Source organism: Parapedobacter tibetensis, assembly GCF_024704835.1.
GTDB classification, from domain to species: domain Bacteria; phylum Bacteroidota; class Bacteroidia; order Sphingobacteriales; family Sphingobacteriaceae; genus Parapedobacter; species Parapedobacter tibetensis.
In genome coordinates, this window is sequence record NZ_JAMXBE010000004.1 from 219,830 (window position 1) to 235,743 (window position 15,914).

Below are 15,914 nucleotides of genomic sequence, written 5' to 3' on the forward strand. Positions count from 1 at the left end.
TTCATAAAGCGTATCTTTGGGCAAGCATTTGATAATCTTAAAATAAAAACAATGAAGTACTCCATGACGACAGGGTTACTGTCTCTTTTATTTCTTATCCATGGCACCGCATCGGCTGATGAACCGGCATTAAAAAATGATAACCCGCTAAGCCGCCAAAAGGAAGTATTATTGAAGTTTAATCTCCAGCCAGGAGATAAATATCATTTTTCATCTGTTACGAAACAAAATATTGTGCAGGAGGCTATGGGCCAACAGATGACCACCACCCAGGATATCGTGGCTGACTATATATATGACATCCAAGCTGTCCAAAATGGCATGACTACCATCAACGTGACCTTCGGAAGCATCAAAATGGATATGGATGTTGCAGGTATGCAAAAGCTCACGTATGATTCGGATAATCCAGATGGGGGAACCGAGGAATTGAAGGCGATGTCAAACATGGTTGGCAAATCATTCTTGATGGAAATCAATGAAGAAGGAAGTGTTGAAAAGATAGAAGGACTTGCCGAAATCATCAGCTCCATTGGTGGACAACAGGCTGAATTGCTGAAGCAGAGTTTTGGAGATTCCTCCATGATACAAAACATGAACCAAGTAACCAACATCTACCCCAATAAGAAAGTAAGGGTTGGTGATAAATGGATGAAGAAATTCTCCGGCCCGGTAGCGGGTATCATGCAATCGGAGGCCACCTCTGATTTTTCATTATCAGATATAGAAGGCGATTTGGCGATATTGGAAATGAACGGGGAAATGGATTTTTCCAAATTGGAGGGGGGCGGTGGCAACCCGATGCTACAGGGTGCGGAATTCAAACTGAAGGGTACACAAACGGGAACCTTGGAAGTGGATATCAAATCGGGATTACCGCTGCAAACCAAACTAAAGCAAGCGATATCTGGGAACCTCGAAGTACAGGGGATGCAAATTCCGATGACTATCACCTCGGATATTACCATCACGGGTAAAAAGCTGTAAATTCAATTACCAGCGCCAAAACGCCACGGTACTGTTTAGTTACCCGTGGCGTTTTTTATTTGATCAATACCCCACCAACGAAACCACGTTTGGGCTATATGACAACAACCGCTCTTTGCCATTGAGGAAATCAAGGGTGATGATAAAGGCATATCCAGCCACGCTCCCACCCAGTTTTTGGATCAATTGGCTAGTAGCAGCCACCGTACCCCCCGTAGCCAGCAGGTCGTCATGAATAAGCACCCGTGCGCCCGGCATGAAGGCATCTTCATGGATTTCAATGGTAGCACTTCCATATTCAAGCTTATATTCTTGCTGCATTGCTGAGTAAGGCAGTTTGCCTTGCTTTCGAATAGGAACGAATGGTTTGCCCAAGCGTTGGGCAAGCATTAACCCAAACAAAAAGCCCCTGCTTTCTATCCCAGCTATTACATCAAAGGAGTCGACAGCCAATCGCATAATTAAATTGGTCAATATGGCTTCGCATAGTTTTGGGTCTTTAAGAATTGGCGTGATGTCTTTGAAAACAATGCCTGGTTTAGGGAAATCGGGCACGTCCCGTATGGTGGCTTTAAGCTGCTCGTCAATCATTCGAAATTGTTAAGTATGGTGCAATTTTACAAAAAATCTCTTCATCCACGATTACTATCCGCAATAAATCTTCAAGCGACCTATAGTGGCCATGTTGTTGGCGATACCGAACGATGGCATTGGCCAACTTGGGGCTGATCAATGGGTGGTTTTTCAATTGATCATAATCGGCAACGTTCAAGGCCATTTTCTCCACAGAAGTCGTATCAACATACACGTATTCCTTCAACCCATCAAAACGTACAGAATCAAACCCATATACCGCCATCAATTGCGAAACATTATGGAAGCCGCCCAAGAGATCCCTGAACCGCACGATGCGTGAGGCGTATACCGGACCAATACCGGGCAATTGCTGCAATTCAAGTGAGTCGGTAGCATTTAAATCAATAAGCAATGTTTTTTGCATCATTGCTACATGAGGGGATGCAGCATATTGTCGGGTTTGCGTTTCAGGTTGACCCATAGAGTTCTCATCGTTAGCTGTCGCCTTTACCTGAATATCCTTTATGCTAATATAAGGGGCAAGGCGTGCATAATCAGCTTCATTGATGGCATAAATCTTTTTAAGGTCTTCATTTTTTCTAAACCGTCCACCTTTCGCCTCATAATTTTTGATCATCCGTATTTGCCGGTCAGAAAGCCCAAGTCGTTTCCAATCCACTATGGCCAAACCATTGGGATCGAACATAAAGTAAGTTATTTCATCAAAATGCGCCACGGGATTTGGCGAGGCAGCAATCGCCTTATCCTTATCGATGATGGATATACTATCGTTGGTAGAAGAAAGGAAATGTTCGATATCGCGGATACGGGCGGATATATCCTCGTTTTCATTGGCATGATACACCTGAAAAAGGTAGGGCACCGACCATAACACCAATAGAAATACACCTAGCACACAGATTCCGTTCAATTCCCTGCGGCTGAAAGCAAAATATTTCCCGAATTGTTTAAGCATACACCATCCTCGAGGTTTTGGAGACCTAAGATAGCAAATTTTGGTGATTTTTATTTAGCAAACCCAACAGTTACTTATGTTCTGTTGGGTTTGCCTTTTTAGGGAGCGCCTATGCAAAGCTCTCGCTAGTCGAAACAAGCCATTCCTTATGGTTGCTTGCCTTGGCTCGTGTCTTGGTTTTATGTTTGTTGATCTGTCTACGCAATGATTCTATAGCGAGATCTGCGGCCTCTTCGAAGGATTTTGCCTGTCCTTTGGCAAACAATTGGTTGCCCGGGATGTTGAGCTTGAATTCCATGACCTTGTTTGCCTCATCTTCTACATTTTCCAGTTTCAGGTAACACTCACCATCAATGATATGATCAAAAAATTGATCGAGTTTGTTTGCCCTCTTTTGGATGAATTTGATTAGTCTCCTGTCTGCGTCAAACCGGATAGATTGCACAGTAATGTTCATGTTTCCTCCTTTTTTTAAGCCTTTGGATGGGCTTGTTTATAAATCGATTTAAGCCGTTCGACCGAATTATGTGTATAAACTTGCGTAGCTGCCAGTCCTGCGTGCCCCAATAGCTCCTTAATCGCATTCAAGTCTGCCCCATTGTCGAGCAAGGCTGTGGCAAATGTGTGCCGCAATACATGTGGGCTTTTCTTTTGTTGTGAAGATATTGCACTTAGGTAATGGTTTACTATATTATATATCAATCTAGGATACGCATCTTTTCCTTCTTTAGTAACGATTAAACGTGGGCAATTGTTGTCGAAACACTGTGCTTTTTTCTCATTTATGTAATGTTGAAGCAATATAGCCAACGTTTGATTCAAGGGAACAAGCCTTTCCTTCTTCCGTTTACCAAATATAAGGATATTCCCATTGTAAAAATCGATATGTTCATCATGAATTTGTAATAACTCAGACAGCCGTATGCCTGTGCCAAACAGTAGTTCCATAACGGTCTTGTCCCTAAGCCCTTCGAATGTACTCGAGAATACATCTTCCGTGTCTAACAATGATGACAATTTTTCCTTATCGACAATCACAGGGAGTTTCTTGGGAGTCTTCAGTGCTTTTACTAGCGAAAATGGGCTTTGTGTAACCGTACCCTCGCGCATTAGGAATTTATAATAGGTACGAAGGGCCGATAGACTTCTGTTGATGCTTGTTGGACTTTGACCGAGTTCGAGCAATCCGGCCAGGTAAGTTCGTGCATAACGGTGGGTAACCGAACCTACATCGATATCCTGTTCAGCCAGATATCCGATGTATCGCTGCACCTCATGGAGATATGCCGCAAGCGTGTGCTCGGAATAGCGCTTCTCATATTTCAGGAAATTAATAAAACGGTCTATAAGCATCAAAAACTCCCCCCATATTCAACACGATGAATATAGGGATAGTTTTCTGATATTGCAAATAAATTGCTTGTCCACGACCAAAAAAGATAACCTGCCTTTATATGCTGTTTAGTGTAAACTTGCATATAAAGACAGGTTATCGTAGTTTGTATGGATAAAGTCCTTAAATCGTATCTTGGTTAAGGCCTTGTTTGTAAATTGCCTTTTTGATTTGCGTACGGCGGGTAACGGATTTCTTCTCATAAGCCTGACGTGAGCGAAGTTCCCTCAACACACCGGTTTTCTCGAATTTCTTCTTGAAACGCTTAAGCGCCCTGTCTAATGACTCTCCATCTTTTACATTAACTATAATCATATCGTGTAATACCTCCTTTCGTACATTTTTATGGAATGCAAAGGTAATACTTTATTCCGTATTATTAAAAACTCTTTTTATTTAACGCCAATGCGGTTCAGTAACGCAGGAAGTGTATCACCAGGCTCAAGCAGTTGGGCCTGTAACCCTATCTTTTTAGCTGAGGCAATATGCTGTGGACTATCGTCGATGAAGACCGTTTGCTGGGGATCTAACCCATGGGTGTCCAGCACGAACCTGAAAATCTCGGGATCGGGTTTCCTCATGCCCATCAAATGTGAATAGTAGTCCTTTTCGAAGAAATCCGAATTGCCCTCCAAATCGTGCTCACGCTTCAAATACTCCGTGATCCATTGATAATGGATTTCGTTGTTGTTGCTGAGTAGGAATGTCCGATAACGATCCCTAAGCTGGCGTAGCAATTGGTGGTACCCATCTGGCACGCCCACCAACAAGGTATTCCATGCGTGGTCGATTTCCTCCCCCTTCAACGTGGGTTTACCTGTAGTGCGCCTTATCTCCTCATGGAATCCGGTTACCGTAAGTTCTCCCTTGTCAAACGCATCGAATAAAGGACTTTGACCCGAATGCGAGAAGAACGTTTCCGCATCCTTGAGGCCCAAATTCATAAATGCTTGTCGCAGACGTGCAAAGTCCAAGGAGAAGATCACGTTGCCATAGTCGAAGATAATGTTTTTGATATTTTGCATAAAAATTTCCAAATGTGGCTACAAATATGTAAAATTGCACCCGCAAATCAATAGAATTGCCGCGCCTATAGCTCAGTTGGTTAGAGTAGAAGACTCATAATCTTTTGGTCCCTGGTTCGAGCCCAGGTGGGCGCACTATAAAACCGTCTTACAAAGAAATTTGGAGGCGGTTTTTTTGTTTTCTGATGCTGATTACCGTCAGCAACCATGCTTTGAGGAAGCCCCTTTAAAGCAGGTTTTACATAATTTTTTGTTAAACTTTACGCAAAACCGTAACAAATACGTAACGGAAATTTTTGCGTGCTAAAAAGAAAATTATGGCAACCGTAAGCGCGAAGGTTTATGAACACCACAAGAAAGCAGATGGCACCTATAACGTAAAAATCTGTGTCCATCACAAAGATCAAAGAAAATTTATTGACACCAATCACTACGTAGTCAAGAAGCAATTATCTGCAAAACTAAAGATTAAGGACAATTTTTTAAACGACCTGATCGATGACCAGCTGAAAGGGTACCGCAAAATTATTAGTGAACTTGGCGAAAAGCTCAACTTCTTTAAGGCAGAATCTCTAAGGGATTATCTGCGGGATAAAGATGCTGATGTAGATTTTATCAAGTTCTGTCAGCTGCACATTGAGCAGCTGAAAAAGGAAAACCGCACAGGAACAGCGGGTACCCATCGTACTGTACGAAACAGTCTGATCGATTATTTCAAACGGGACTCTGTATCTATTACTGAGATCAATTCAAATATGCTAGTCTCCTATGAAAGATTTCTAAGAAGCAGGCGTACCATGACCCGTATAGTTACCGGGGACGGTCAAACAAAAGAGAGGACAATAGACGGCCTTTCCGATAGCGGCCTCCATAATCACATGCGTGACCTACGTACGTTATTCAATGCTGCTTGTAATATGTATAATAATGAAGACTTGGGCATCTACAGGATCAAGCATTATCCGTTTAAAAAGTACAAAGTCGGTTCTGCCCCTCTTACCAGAAAAAGAAACAATAGTTTGGAGGAAGTCAGGGCGATAAGGGATTGCGTAACCAAAGCTGGCAGCCGGGCGGAATTGGCAAAAGAAATTTATATGTTATCGTTCTATTTATGCGGGATGAATGCAGTAGACTTCTTTCATTTAACAAGAAAAGATATTAAGAATGGACGAATCGACTATAATAGAGCCAAAACACAAGGCCGGAGAAAGGACAACGCATTTATCAGTATCAAAGTTATTGAAGAAGCCAGGCCATTATTAGAAAAGTACATTGAAAAGCTACCTGTACGTTATTCAACATACGGTGTTTTGGATACGGCGCTAAGCCAGGGGATGAAACAACTGCGTAAACTCACGGGTATTCCCGGATCAACTATTTATTGGGCGAGACACACCTTTGCAACCGTGGCACGCAATGCATGCCGAATAAGTAAAGATGATGTTGCTTTGGCGCTGAATCATGTGGACGATGAACACCGCACAACAGACATTTATATTGAAAAAGATTGGAGTATCGTTGATGAGGTACAAATTAAAGTCATCAGCCTATTGAGAAGGTTAGATATAAAAATAGCGGCGAAACAAAAGAAAGAAGCATCATTAAAGAATGTTGCATAAAATTGGCACCCTGCATGGTTTAGTTATTGGACCGTGCAGGTTTATATTAATTGAAATCTTAGATTTGAATATCATGAAAAACCTAATTCTATTTTTTGTGACTTGTACTATTGCTACTGGAGCATTTTTGGCTGGCACAACTATGGACAATCCACTGCCAGCCTTCATTGTTGCATTTGTAGTATGGATGTTGTTTCTTTATCGAGTTTCAAAAAGATAAAGAAAATCTATTAACAAAATTATACTGTGGTCAGCCACGACCGCAATATACATCGACCGGATATTGATGACATCACCTCATCCCACATTTTTAACAGTAGTGTCGTGGACGTAGATGCCTTTCCAAACACAGGCTAAACCGTAACCTCTTTGCATACCAAGGGTAAAAAGGTGATCGCTTATGTATCACTAGGTATGTTTGAAAGTGACAGCACCGATGGTGAGCCCCTAACCGAAGAGGTAATTGGTAAAAGTATGATAAATAACCGAAGACAAAATACCTAGATATCAGGCACCAACACACCTAAACTATGGCTGAACTCAGCAAGGTTGGCAAGTGGGTGGTGGCCTATATCAAAATGAATAAGACGTTTTTTTCAACGAATACACCAAGGTGACGACGTAAAATACTATTTCACGATGAATAATGTCTAGAAGCGCAAAACTCGGCTTTACCGCGATACTTAAAAAGGCTTGGACAAATCACCCTATAATGTCAATGGTCAGTGGATGTTACAGTTGTTTAATCCCAACAAGGCCCCTTAATGACCTGCTTTTATTCTTTCTGGGTTAGGAAATGAACCAGTTTGTCGCGATAAAACACAAAACTGGATCATCGCGAGGTGAGGACACCTAACTATGTTTGTATCGCAATTAAACGCATAAATTTTATAAAAATGGCAAAATCAATTTTCTATCACGCCGGTTGCCCGGTATGTGTAAGTGCTGAAAAAGACATTATCAGTCTGATCGGTGAATCAAATGTTGAAGTGGTAAACATTGGCGAAGACAGAAGTCGTGTCGACGAAGCGGAAAAAGCAGGCATTCAATCAGTACCTGCCTTAGTAACGCCTAATGGCAATGTACTGCACATTAACTTTGGTGCCTCATTAACGGATGTAAAAGGCTAAATCTATCTGGCATGAAATGATAAACGGCGTGCATTTTAGCCGGCTCATAGAGAGGCGATTTATTATCGCTGCGTTGAAGGCGGACTGTGTCGATCTATTCCTATTGATGCAGTCCACTTGCTATAAGAGCTTCGCGATCTTTTTTAATCCCTCTTCCAGCTGCTCTTCAGATAATGAGGCGTAGCCGAGGCGCAGGCCATTGACGGGAATACCGTAGCTGAAACTCTCCGGCGGCATGATCTGCACGCCTTTTTCCAACAGATTTTTGTGTAAGCTAATCATATCGATCTTTTCTTTAGGCTGCAACCAAAAGGCCAGCCCGCCATCCGGTTTGTGAAAATCCACCTTCTCGCCGAGATGTTCCTTGATCATTTTATCGAACACATCACGTTTGCTTTTATATAGCAGTGTTGCCCGGCGCAAATGCCGTTTGATATGGCCGTCGTTGATCAATTGCAAAACCGCCTGTTCCATCATGTTATCTCCCTGCGTGTCGATGATCCGCCGCAATTTCCCTACTCTTTGGATCAATTCTTTGGAACTGGCCAGATAACCTATTCGTAAAGCCGGCGCCACGATCTTACTCATGGTGCCGATATATACAAAATGCTTTACGTTTTCAAAGCTGCTAATGGGTAGTATCGGGCGCTGCCCGAAGTGGAACTCGTTATCATAATCATCTTCAATAATGGTAAAGCTGTACTGATTGGATAGCGCGATCAGTTCCAGGCGACGGGTCAGGCTCAAAGTAACTGTGGTCGGGAATTGGTGATGCGGGGTAATGTATATGGCTTTGATGGGTTTACCTTTTTGCAGGTAAGCCTTGAGGTCGTCCACAACAATACCGTTGCTATCAACATTTATCGGCAACAGCGTTGCGCCGGCATGCTCAAATGCCATCCAGGCAGGCTTATAGCCGGGGTTTTCAACAACTACAACATCACCTTGCTGTAATATACAATGCGCCGTCAGGTACATGGCCATCTGGCTGCCGCGGGTCACAAATATCTCCTCTACGGTAAGGCGCATGCCCCGTTTATAGTTGAGCATCCGTATGATGGCACTCCTGAAATCAAGGTCACCTGCGCTCTCAGTATACCCCATCATCTGCCAACGGCCTTTACGGTTAAATATCTGGCGGTAAGCTCTGGCCAGTTCAGGTATTGGCGCGATCCGGGTATCCGGTACGCCGTCATTAAAAATAATCTCAGGAACAATGTTCGCAGGCAGTTCTAACGGTAACGGGATCTCTGGTTTAGCCGCTCTGAATTCCGGTACGCGCTCTGCGACGAATGTACCTTTCCGTTCTTTGGAGATCAGCCAGCCCTCTGCCAGCAGTACATCCAAAGCCTCGATTACCGTATTGCGGTTCAACTTCAGCTGGGTAGCCAGTTGCCGGCTGCCGGGTAAGGGCGAGCCACATTGCAACTTCCCGGTTTTGATCGCGCTGATAATTGAATCTGCTATCTGGATATATACTGCTCTTTCGCAGTTCACACTAATGTCGATTTGAAGATCCCAAGGTCTTAACATAACTGGACTACCCTATATTATAAATTCTGTACTACTATAATAGTCCAAATATATATGATTTTTGTAATGCAATAGTGCAACAACATTTAATTTTTTAAAGATGTCAAAGTCGAAATTCGATGCTGCCGAGACCGTGTTCAAAACAGCGATCCATGACGAACAAAAACAATTCAGTTCAAATGATTTTCATAAAACTTTTGCAAGGCCGGTGTTTGTAAAACCTCCGTACCTGGTTCACCGTAATGTAGAAAATGCTGGTGAGCATACTCAGTTCTCTACAGAGCGTAAACACCCAGTGTTTTTTGTAGACCTGCCAAGTAAAAACGTAAGCATGACGATTGGTGGTTTGCTTCCAGGTCAGCTAACAAACAAACACCGTCACACCTATGAAACCGTACTGTATGTGCTGGAAGGAAATGGCTATACGGAAATAGAAGGAGATAAGGTAGCATGGCAAAAAGGCGACGCGGTATATATCCCGTCGTGGGCATGGCACAAGCATAAGAACCTGAGCGATACTGAATCGGCCAAATACATCGCTTGCGAGAACGCGCCACAGCTGCAAAATCTAGGTGTTGCGCTTCGTGAAGAAGAAGGCAGGGACCTTTAAGCTTATAAATTATTCAAGTTTCCTTATTATAGGCTTTCGAGCCCAGTGAAATAACATTATGAAAAATATTCCATTCAAAGGTATCATTTCTTATCCGATCACTCCATTTGACAATAATGACCGGGTAGATATACCGCTATTTAAAAAATTAGTGGAACGCCTGGTTACAACAGGTTCACACGGTATTGCTCCATTGGGTAGTACAGGTGTGTTACCCTATTTAACCGACGAAGAAAAAGAAGCCGTTACCGAAGCAACTATGCAGCAAGTTGCAGGCCGTATACCAACCTTGGTCGGTGTCTCTAACCTCACAACCGAAAGAACTGTCTACCATGCAAAATTCGCAGAAAATGCTGGTGCGACAGCTGTCATGATTATACCCATGAGCTATTGGAAATTGACCGATGATGAGATCCTGAAACACTATGATACTGTGGCGTCCAAAATCTCTATAACAATCATGGCCTACAATAATCCAGCAACTGGTGGAGTTGATATGTCTCCCGCCCTTTTGAAGCGTCTATTGGAGATCCCCAACATCACCATGATAAAGGAAAGTACCGGTGATGTACAGCGGATGCACTATCTCAGACGGGAATTGGGCGATGAGATTGCATTTTACAACGGTTCTAACCCGCTTGCTTTGGCTGCTTTTGCAGCGGGAGCTACAGGATGGTGCACTGCGGCGGCGAATTTGATACCTAAATTAAATCTGGACTTGTACAAGGCCATTCAGAACAACGATCTTTCGACGGCGCAGGACGTATTTCTGCAACAACTCGACTTATTGAAATTCATTGTAACCAAAGGTTTGCCGAGAGCCATTAAAGCCGGCCTAGACCTGATCGGTGAACAGGGGGGACAGTTGCGCGGTCCGTTGCAACCTCTCACTACAAGTGAGATAGAACAGCTGGATCTGATTCTCAAAGCAACTTAATAAGCGATGAAAAACTACATTTCCCCACTCTTTCTTCCTGAATAAAATTGGTCCTGCCATGAGAATACATTATTTTCAACACGTTTCCTATGAGGGGCTCGGTTATATTGCAAAATGGCTAATAGAAAATAAGCATCAAGTCTCTTCCACCCGATTTTACGAAATTGGTTACGAAATTCCTAGTCTTGGAGACATAGATGCTCTAATCATTATGGGTGGACCCATGGGCGTGCATGATGATGAAACTTTTCCCTGGTTGAAGCAGGAAAAGGAATTCATCAGAAGGTGTTTAGGTGAGAAGAAGAAAGTTTTCGGCGTGTGCTTAGGTGCCCAATTGATCGCTGTTTGTCTTGGAGTTGGGGTACATCGTGCCACCTTTAACGAAATAGGCTGGTACAAGGTCTATCCCACCGAAGAGTGTAAACGACTTTTATGGTTTTATAACCTATTTAAAGATCATCCTACCGTATTTCATTGGCATGGAGATTTGTTCGAAATTCCTAGCGATAGGGCAATACACCTGTTGAATTCCGAAGCAAACATAAATCAGGCTTTTATTTACGACGATACAGTTGTTGCATTGCAATTTCATTTGGAAGTTGGAAGACCAAATGTCCTTCAAATGATTGAAAGTTGCAGTTTAGACTTAAATAACGAAAAATTCATTCAAAGCATCGATAACATACTGAAAGGCGCAGAACATAGTAGTCAATGTGAAACTATCATAGGTAAACTATTAGATCACTTTATCGGATCAAGTAACGTTAACTACGAGTGAACAAAAAAAAAATAATTTTCCTTGGGACGGTTTGATTTTAGTCACAATAGCCTCAAAATCTTTCAGGATGGATTTAGCTTCGGTACCCACCCAACCGGGAGATTCGCCAAATGTAGCAGTGCAGCAGTCGAAGCAAAAAAATGTTTATCGGTTAACCTTGGGTCAATCGAAAGAGCAAAAATCGACGCCGGTACGTGGGTTCGTTTTTTTCGCATCTAGGATGATCTTGTCTTGACAAAAAACACTTTGTCTCTTAAGCAGAATTAGCCAAAGTCATGATGCTGTTTTTTTGGGATGGAGATGCAAAACAATATTATTTTAACGCTTAAATTACCGATGTGTATTTCCTCCCATCAGATCACCCGAACAGGCCTGTACCTACAGGGAGATTTCTATGACGATAAAACAATGGATAATTTACTTTACCTCTCGTAGGAACAGTAATTAGGAGGTTTTTATTTTGTTGCTATTGCAGTGATACCCGTTAAAAAGTAGTGTATTGATTTTGAAACCAATTCGGGTTGTTCTTCTTGGGGGAAATGTCCGCTCGTCTCTAATTTCAATATAGTCGAATTTTGAAATCCAGAAACAAATTTGTCCAAATAATGTGGCTTGATTAGAGAATCTTTCATTCCCCAAACAAACAAGGTCGGCTTGGTGGAAATAGCCTGTTTTTTGTTCCAAAGTTCTTCAAACCAATCTTGATCATTTACTAGCGACATAGCAAAAGCTACAGTTCCGTTTCGCTGAGTGGAGTCGGCAAACGGTTTTGTATACTGCTTTACTAATTGCATGGAAATTTTACGTTCGCCAAATGATTTGGGTAAAATATATTTAGCTGAAAAATTAAAATAACGATATAGGAAAGGCATTAGTGGACTTTTTAAGATTTTACTGACTTTGATAAAATCGGGGTCGTTACGGCTACTCCAAAGCCATGAGTTGAGAATGACTAATTTTTTCACTTTGTCGGGGAACTGTATGGCGAAGTTTAATCCGATGGGAACACCAAAATCATGAACAACCAGGGTGATATTTTGTAATTCCTTTTCCAAAATAAATTTTTCGAGCGTTTTGCTATGGTTTCGGGTCGAATAATCATAATGTTCGGGCTTGTCGGATAGTCCAAAACCAATATGATCAATTGCTATACAACGAAAATTTGTTTTCAGTTTCTTGATGATGTTGCGAAAATCAAAACTCCAAGAAGGCGTTCCGTGGACAAACAATATCGTTTCTCCCTTGCCTTCATCAATGTAATGTAGTTTATGTCCGTTCACATAAAAATAATTCGAAGTGAACGGATATTCTGATCTATCAAGCCAAAGTTCTGTCATATTGTTTTTTAACAAATTTCGCAAATCGACAGTACACCAAACTTGGTCTATACCAACATCAGAATTTCACATTATTAAATAGCTTGCTAAAATTAGTTGGCGAAATGCCCAAATAGGAAGCAATGTGTTTGTGTGGAACAAGTTGAAGCAAATGTGGACTTCGCTCGCAGAAGTTCTTGTAACGTTCCTCGATAGTCATGGTATGAAGTTCAATATGGCGGTTAATCATGCCTGCCAAAACAAATTCGGTTATTCGCCTAAATAATCGCTCTAACTGTTGCGATTGATCAAAAAGAGCTATGAGTTCCTGATATGTAATATATTCCAGTTCACTATCAGTTAAGCAGGTAATAAAATATTTGGAAGGAGCCTGAAATGAAAATGATTCGGGGATTGCACACAAGTTCGGAGAGTAAGTAAATGCAATGACTTGCGTTTTGTGATCAGCCTCAAAATGGGACATTTGGACACCACTTTTCACGAAGAAGAGTTCTTTTTGAACTTGTCCGGCAACAGTAATAAAGTCTCCCTTTTTGAACCTTTTTATCTTCAGGTTTTCGGTCAGCAACTCATAGTCGCTTTTATCAATGTCGTGAAAAAGTTTCAAGTAATCATGACGTTCCATAAAACTTGTGATGTGTAGGCTTATTTTCATCCAGTTGCATGATGTATGCTATTCAGGAGCAGATATCGTACAACCAGAAAGGACTTAGGGCAACATTAAGGTTGCAAAACAAAGGAAACAATAACTGTTGCTTCGACAAAACTATTCATTGCAATTGACTTGCACAAGAAAAGTTAGGCCGTTCTATAATTAGCACAGCACGAAGAAGATTACTAGCCAATGAAAACTCAGCTAATAACCAAGAACCTCCGATGATAATTAATTTGCCCTAGATGGTAACTCAAATGGCTGGTCAGGTGTACCAGAAAGTGTCCAATGCTCATTGTATTGCCCAATATCTTTGCGGGAAAATCTTTTAACAAATCTTCATCAGTAAAGTGGCGCAAGACCTCTTGCACAACATTTTTAGCGTCATTTAATCCGGAAAGGATTCCTTCAGTAGCAGTGCCGGCCGCGTTAAACTCGTAATCTCTGTCCCTCACAAATCCGTTATCGCCCAACACAGCCCCAATAAAATGATGGATTGCTCCGGCAATATGCAGTGCCAGATTTCCGGCTGAGTTGTTTATCGCACCTTCTTTAACCCAGAGCAGTTCATTATTTTCATATGATGATACTTCATCGATTGTGTTCTGTATATCTCTGATCAGAATTTGCGCTATTGATGATATTATTGATTGATTTTCCATGACTAAAATTGAATGTTATTTTTGCTTAAATAGAACCTAGCCGATTCACTCATGGTGAGGAATGAGCCTCCCAGAAGCAGCAGATCCTTGATGACAATTCTCCCCCTACCAGATAGATATGGGAAGCCGTTGTGCTGATCACCTAGCGCTGGCACCCAAGTTTCGGGTGTTGTCGCTAAAAAAGACAAAGTGCCTAATGCCATGATAAAAACAAGGACGCTTCCTATCACACTTAACAGTGGAGCGACTTTGTGCAGGCCCACCAATATACCCATGCCCATAAGGAGAATACCAAGACCCTTAGAAAAGCCATAGGTATTATTGGCAATGTGCCACTGGTGGTTTTTAGAAACAAGTTCGCCCTCTTTGTTCACATGTTTTTTGTATTCCGAAGGGTGGTTATAAAAGGACGACATCAATGGGCTGTTGGCTACAAATGGAGTGATGCCGTCAGCTTCATAGGTTGCGAATTTTAACGCACCGATCCATACTAATATCAGTACTGTTCCGTAACGGATGATGTTATAGTCAAATATGTCAAGGCCTGCCATTGTTTTAAGGATAGAAATTTTCATGCTGTATTAATTTAATCCAAAATTACATCAGCATAAATTGTTAAAACATGGACGAAAAAGGATTTTACCTGTTCAAATCTGCCACAATTGATATCCCAATTTTATCACGGAAAGCTTGGGGCGACACTTTGGTAAACCGCTTAAAAACCCGACTGAAATAGAATTCGTCTTGGAAGTTCAGCGCATAAGCGATCTCTTTGATACTTTTACGGGTAAGGTGAAGCTGCTTCTTGGCCTCTAGGATGAGCCTTTCAGTTATTAAATGGCGGGGTGGCTTCTTGAAATAGTTTGAGCAACGCTTGGTCAGAGTATTTGGGGCCATGCCTAATAGCGAGGCATAATCCTTCGGGCTATGGAGTGAAAGGTAATGCTCATCCACTAATTCTCTGAGCCGTTCCATCACCTCATCATACTGCCGTTGCTCAACTTGTTGTGAAATAGAAGCTGTCTTAACAGTGCTTGCCTTAGCCAAAAACAGTTGAAGATAAGCTCTTAATACAATCTCTGAAGGATCTTTCTTTTCAAATTCATGTGTAATTTGATCCGCCAAGACTTGGAATTCGTGTGCATCACCGATGGTTAGGTTTACTAATGGCTGAATGTAAACATTATTGAACAGCAGGCCATTGCAACATACTTCCGCACGGTGATATTCAATACAGTAAAAGTCACCATGAAATCGAAGCATCCAAGACTTCTTAGACAATGAGGCATCAAGCTCAATGGTTTGCAGCGGGGTCGCAAATAAAAGTACTGGTCCTTCAAAAGGAAAGACGCCAAAATCTGCACGGTAATGACCCCTGCCCTCTGGAATGTATAAGATTGAATACTCCGTATATTGCGTAGGTCGGTTCTGCAATTTGTTGAGCCCAGTTGTAAGGCCAAACATATAGTCACCAGATTTTGAAACAATTTCTTTCACGTTGTAAAATTATAACATTCGTATGAAATATACCTTTTTACGAGTAAGCCAATTCTGTTCATCAACTACACAAATTTTGTCGCATTTTTCCAAATTATACAGCTTTGAACTCAGCATCTTTGTCGTACCTTATTTAAGGTCACTTTGGACTTGAAGCAGGTACACTACGGCAAACTTATTCACAGAAGAAAGCTTCAGATTT

The 15,914-nt window shown here is 41.8% G+C and carries 18 protein-coding genes and 1 tRNA gene; 7 read left to right on the forward strand and 12 right to left on the reverse strand.

Features of this window, described 5'->3' with window-relative positions; translation table 11 throughout:
- Positions 1–51 precede the first annotated feature (51 nt).
- A complete protein-coding gene (locus tag NF543_RS08230; RefSeq protein WP_257667638.1) occupies positions 52–987 on the forward strand; it encodes a DUF6263 family protein in 936 nt (311 codons plus the stop codon).
- A 63-nt stretch (positions 988–1,050) separates the two neighbouring features.
- Here NF543_RS08230 and NF543_RS08235 read toward each other — a convergent pair whose 3' ends face one another.
- The 6 genes from NF543_RS08235 to NF543_RS08260 form a co-directional block, all read right to left on the reverse strand.
- On the reverse strand, positions 1,051–1,578 hold the full coding sequence (locus tag NF543_RS08235) for an adenine phosphoribosyltransferase (protein ID WP_257667639.1): 528 nt from the start codon (positions 1,576–1,578) through the stop codon (positions 1,051–1,053).
- The gene (locus NF543_RS08240; RefSeq protein ID WP_257667640.1) at positions 1,571–2,539 is read right to left on the reverse strand and encodes a helix-hairpin-helix domain-containing protein; all 969 of its coding nucleotides are present in this window, start codon (positions 2,537–2,539) and stop codon (positions 1,571–1,573) included. Before NF543_RS08240 ends, NF543_RS08235 begins: the two co-directional genes overlap by 8 nt.
- A gap of 109 nt (positions 2,540–2,648) precedes the next feature.
- Positions 2,649–2,996, reverse strand: a complete 348-nt coding sequence (gene hpf / locus NF543_RS08245) for a ribosome hibernation-promoting factor, HPF/YfiA family (RefSeq protein WP_257667641.1) — start codon at positions 2,994–2,996, stop codon at positions 2,649–2,651.
- 14 nt (positions 2,997–3,010) lie between these two features.
- Positions 3,011–3,892 carry a tyrosine-type recombinase/integrase gene (locus NF543_RS08250; RefSeq protein ID WP_257667642.1) on the reverse strand — a complete coding sequence of 294 codons (882 nt, stop codon included), beginning with the start codon at positions 3,890–3,892 and terminating at the stop codon, positions 3,011–3,013.
- A gap of 163 nt (positions 3,893–4,055) precedes the next feature.
- The gene (gene rpsU, locus NF543_RS08255) at positions 4,056–4,247 is read right to left on the reverse strand and encodes a 30S ribosomal protein S21 (RefSeq protein WP_257667643.1); all 192 of its coding nucleotides are present in this window, start codon (positions 4,245–4,247) and stop codon (positions 4,056–4,058) included.
- A gap of 77 nt (positions 4,248–4,324) precedes the next feature.
- The gene (locus NF543_RS08260; RefSeq protein WP_257667644.1) at positions 4,325–4,957 is read right to left on the reverse strand and encodes an HAD family hydrolase; all 633 of its coding nucleotides are present in this window, start codon (positions 4,955–4,957) and stop codon (positions 4,325–4,327) included.
- 61 nt (positions 4,958–5,018) lie between these two features.
- On the opposite strand from NF543_RS08260, the gene NF543_RS08265 reads away from it, so the two are divergent.
- From NF543_RS08265 to NF543_RS08275, 3 genes are all read left to right on the forward strand, one after another.
- Positions 5,019–5,092: transfer RNA gene (locus tag NF543_RS08265), tRNA-Ile, on the forward strand.
- A 182-nt stretch (positions 5,093–5,274) separates the two neighbouring features.
- Positions 5,275–6,576, forward strand: coding sequence for a tyrosine-type recombinase/integrase (locus NF543_RS08270; RefSeq protein ID WP_257667645.1), 1,302 nt, complete (start codon positions 5,275–5,277; stop codon positions 6,574–6,576).
- A gap of 896 nt (positions 6,577–7,472) precedes the next feature.
- Positions 7,473–7,706, forward strand: a complete 234-nt coding sequence (locus NF543_RS08275; RefSeq protein WP_257667646.1) for a thioredoxin family protein — start codon at positions 7,473–7,475, stop codon at positions 7,704–7,706.
- Positions 7,707–7,826: 120 nt separating this feature from the next.
- Here the strand turns inward: NF543_RS08275 and pdxR are convergent, their stop codons facing one another.
- Positions 7,827–9,203, reverse strand: a complete 1,377-nt coding sequence (pdxR, locus tag NF543_RS08280) for a MocR-like pyridoxine biosynthesis transcription factor PdxR (RefSeq protein ID WP_257667647.1) — start codon at positions 9,201–9,203, stop codon at positions 7,827–7,829.
- 136 nt (positions 9,204–9,339) lie between these two features.
- On the opposite strand from pdxR, the gene NF543_RS08285 reads away from it, so the two are divergent.
- The 3 genes from NF543_RS08285 to NF543_RS08295 are packed head-to-tail and all read left to right on the forward strand — an operon-like array spanning position 9,340 to position 11,564.
- The gene (locus NF543_RS08285) at positions 9,340–9,849 is read left to right on the forward strand and encodes a cupin domain-containing protein (RefSeq protein WP_257667648.1); all 510 of its coding nucleotides are present in this window, start codon (positions 9,340–9,342) and stop codon (positions 9,847–9,849) included.
- A 58-nt stretch (positions 9,850–9,907) separates the two neighbouring features.
- Positions 9,908–10,786, forward strand: a complete 879-nt coding sequence (locus NF543_RS08290; RefSeq protein WP_257667649.1) for a dihydrodipicolinate synthase family protein — start codon at positions 9,908–9,910, stop codon at positions 10,784–10,786.
- Positions 10,787–10,844: 58 nt separating this feature from the next.
- Positions 10,845–11,564, forward strand: a complete 720-nt coding sequence (locus NF543_RS08295) for a type 1 glutamine amidotransferase (RefSeq protein WP_257667650.1) — start codon at positions 10,845–10,847, stop codon at positions 11,562–11,564.
- 455 nt (positions 11,565–12,019) lie between these two features.
- On the opposite strand, the gene NF543_RS08300 is transcribed toward NF543_RS08295, so the two are convergent.
- From NF543_RS08300 to NF543_RS08320, 5 genes are all read right to left on the reverse strand, one after another.
- Positions 12,020–12,901, reverse strand: coding sequence for an alpha/beta fold hydrolase (locus tag NF543_RS08300; RefSeq protein ID WP_257667651.1), 882 nt, complete (start codon positions 12,899–12,901; stop codon positions 12,020–12,022).
- A gap of 58 nt (positions 12,902–12,959) precedes the next feature.
- Complete coding sequence (locus NF543_RS08305) at positions 12,960–13,556, reverse strand: Crp/Fnr family transcriptional regulator (protein ID WP_257667652.1); 597 nt, start codon at positions 13,554–13,556, stop codon at positions 12,960–12,962.
- Between the two features lie 197 nt (positions 13,557–13,753).
- Entirely contained in the window at positions 13,754–14,215 is a 462-nt protein-coding gene (locus NF543_RS08310) for a DinB family protein (RefSeq protein ID WP_257667653.1), read from the reverse strand.
- Positions 14,216–14,217: 2 nt separating this feature from the next.
- Positions 14,218–14,790: a DUF417 family protein gene (locus NF543_RS08315; RefSeq protein ID WP_257667654.1), complete on the reverse strand. Its 573-nt coding sequence runs from the start codon at positions 14,788–14,790 to the stop codon at positions 14,218–14,220.
- A 64-nt stretch (positions 14,791–14,854) separates the two neighbouring features.
- A complete protein-coding gene (locus tag NF543_RS08320; protein ID WP_257667655.1) occupies positions 14,855–15,712 on the reverse strand; it encodes a helix-turn-helix domain-containing protein in 858 nt (285 codons plus the stop codon).
- Between the last annotated feature and the right edge of the window lie 202 nt (positions 15,713–15,914).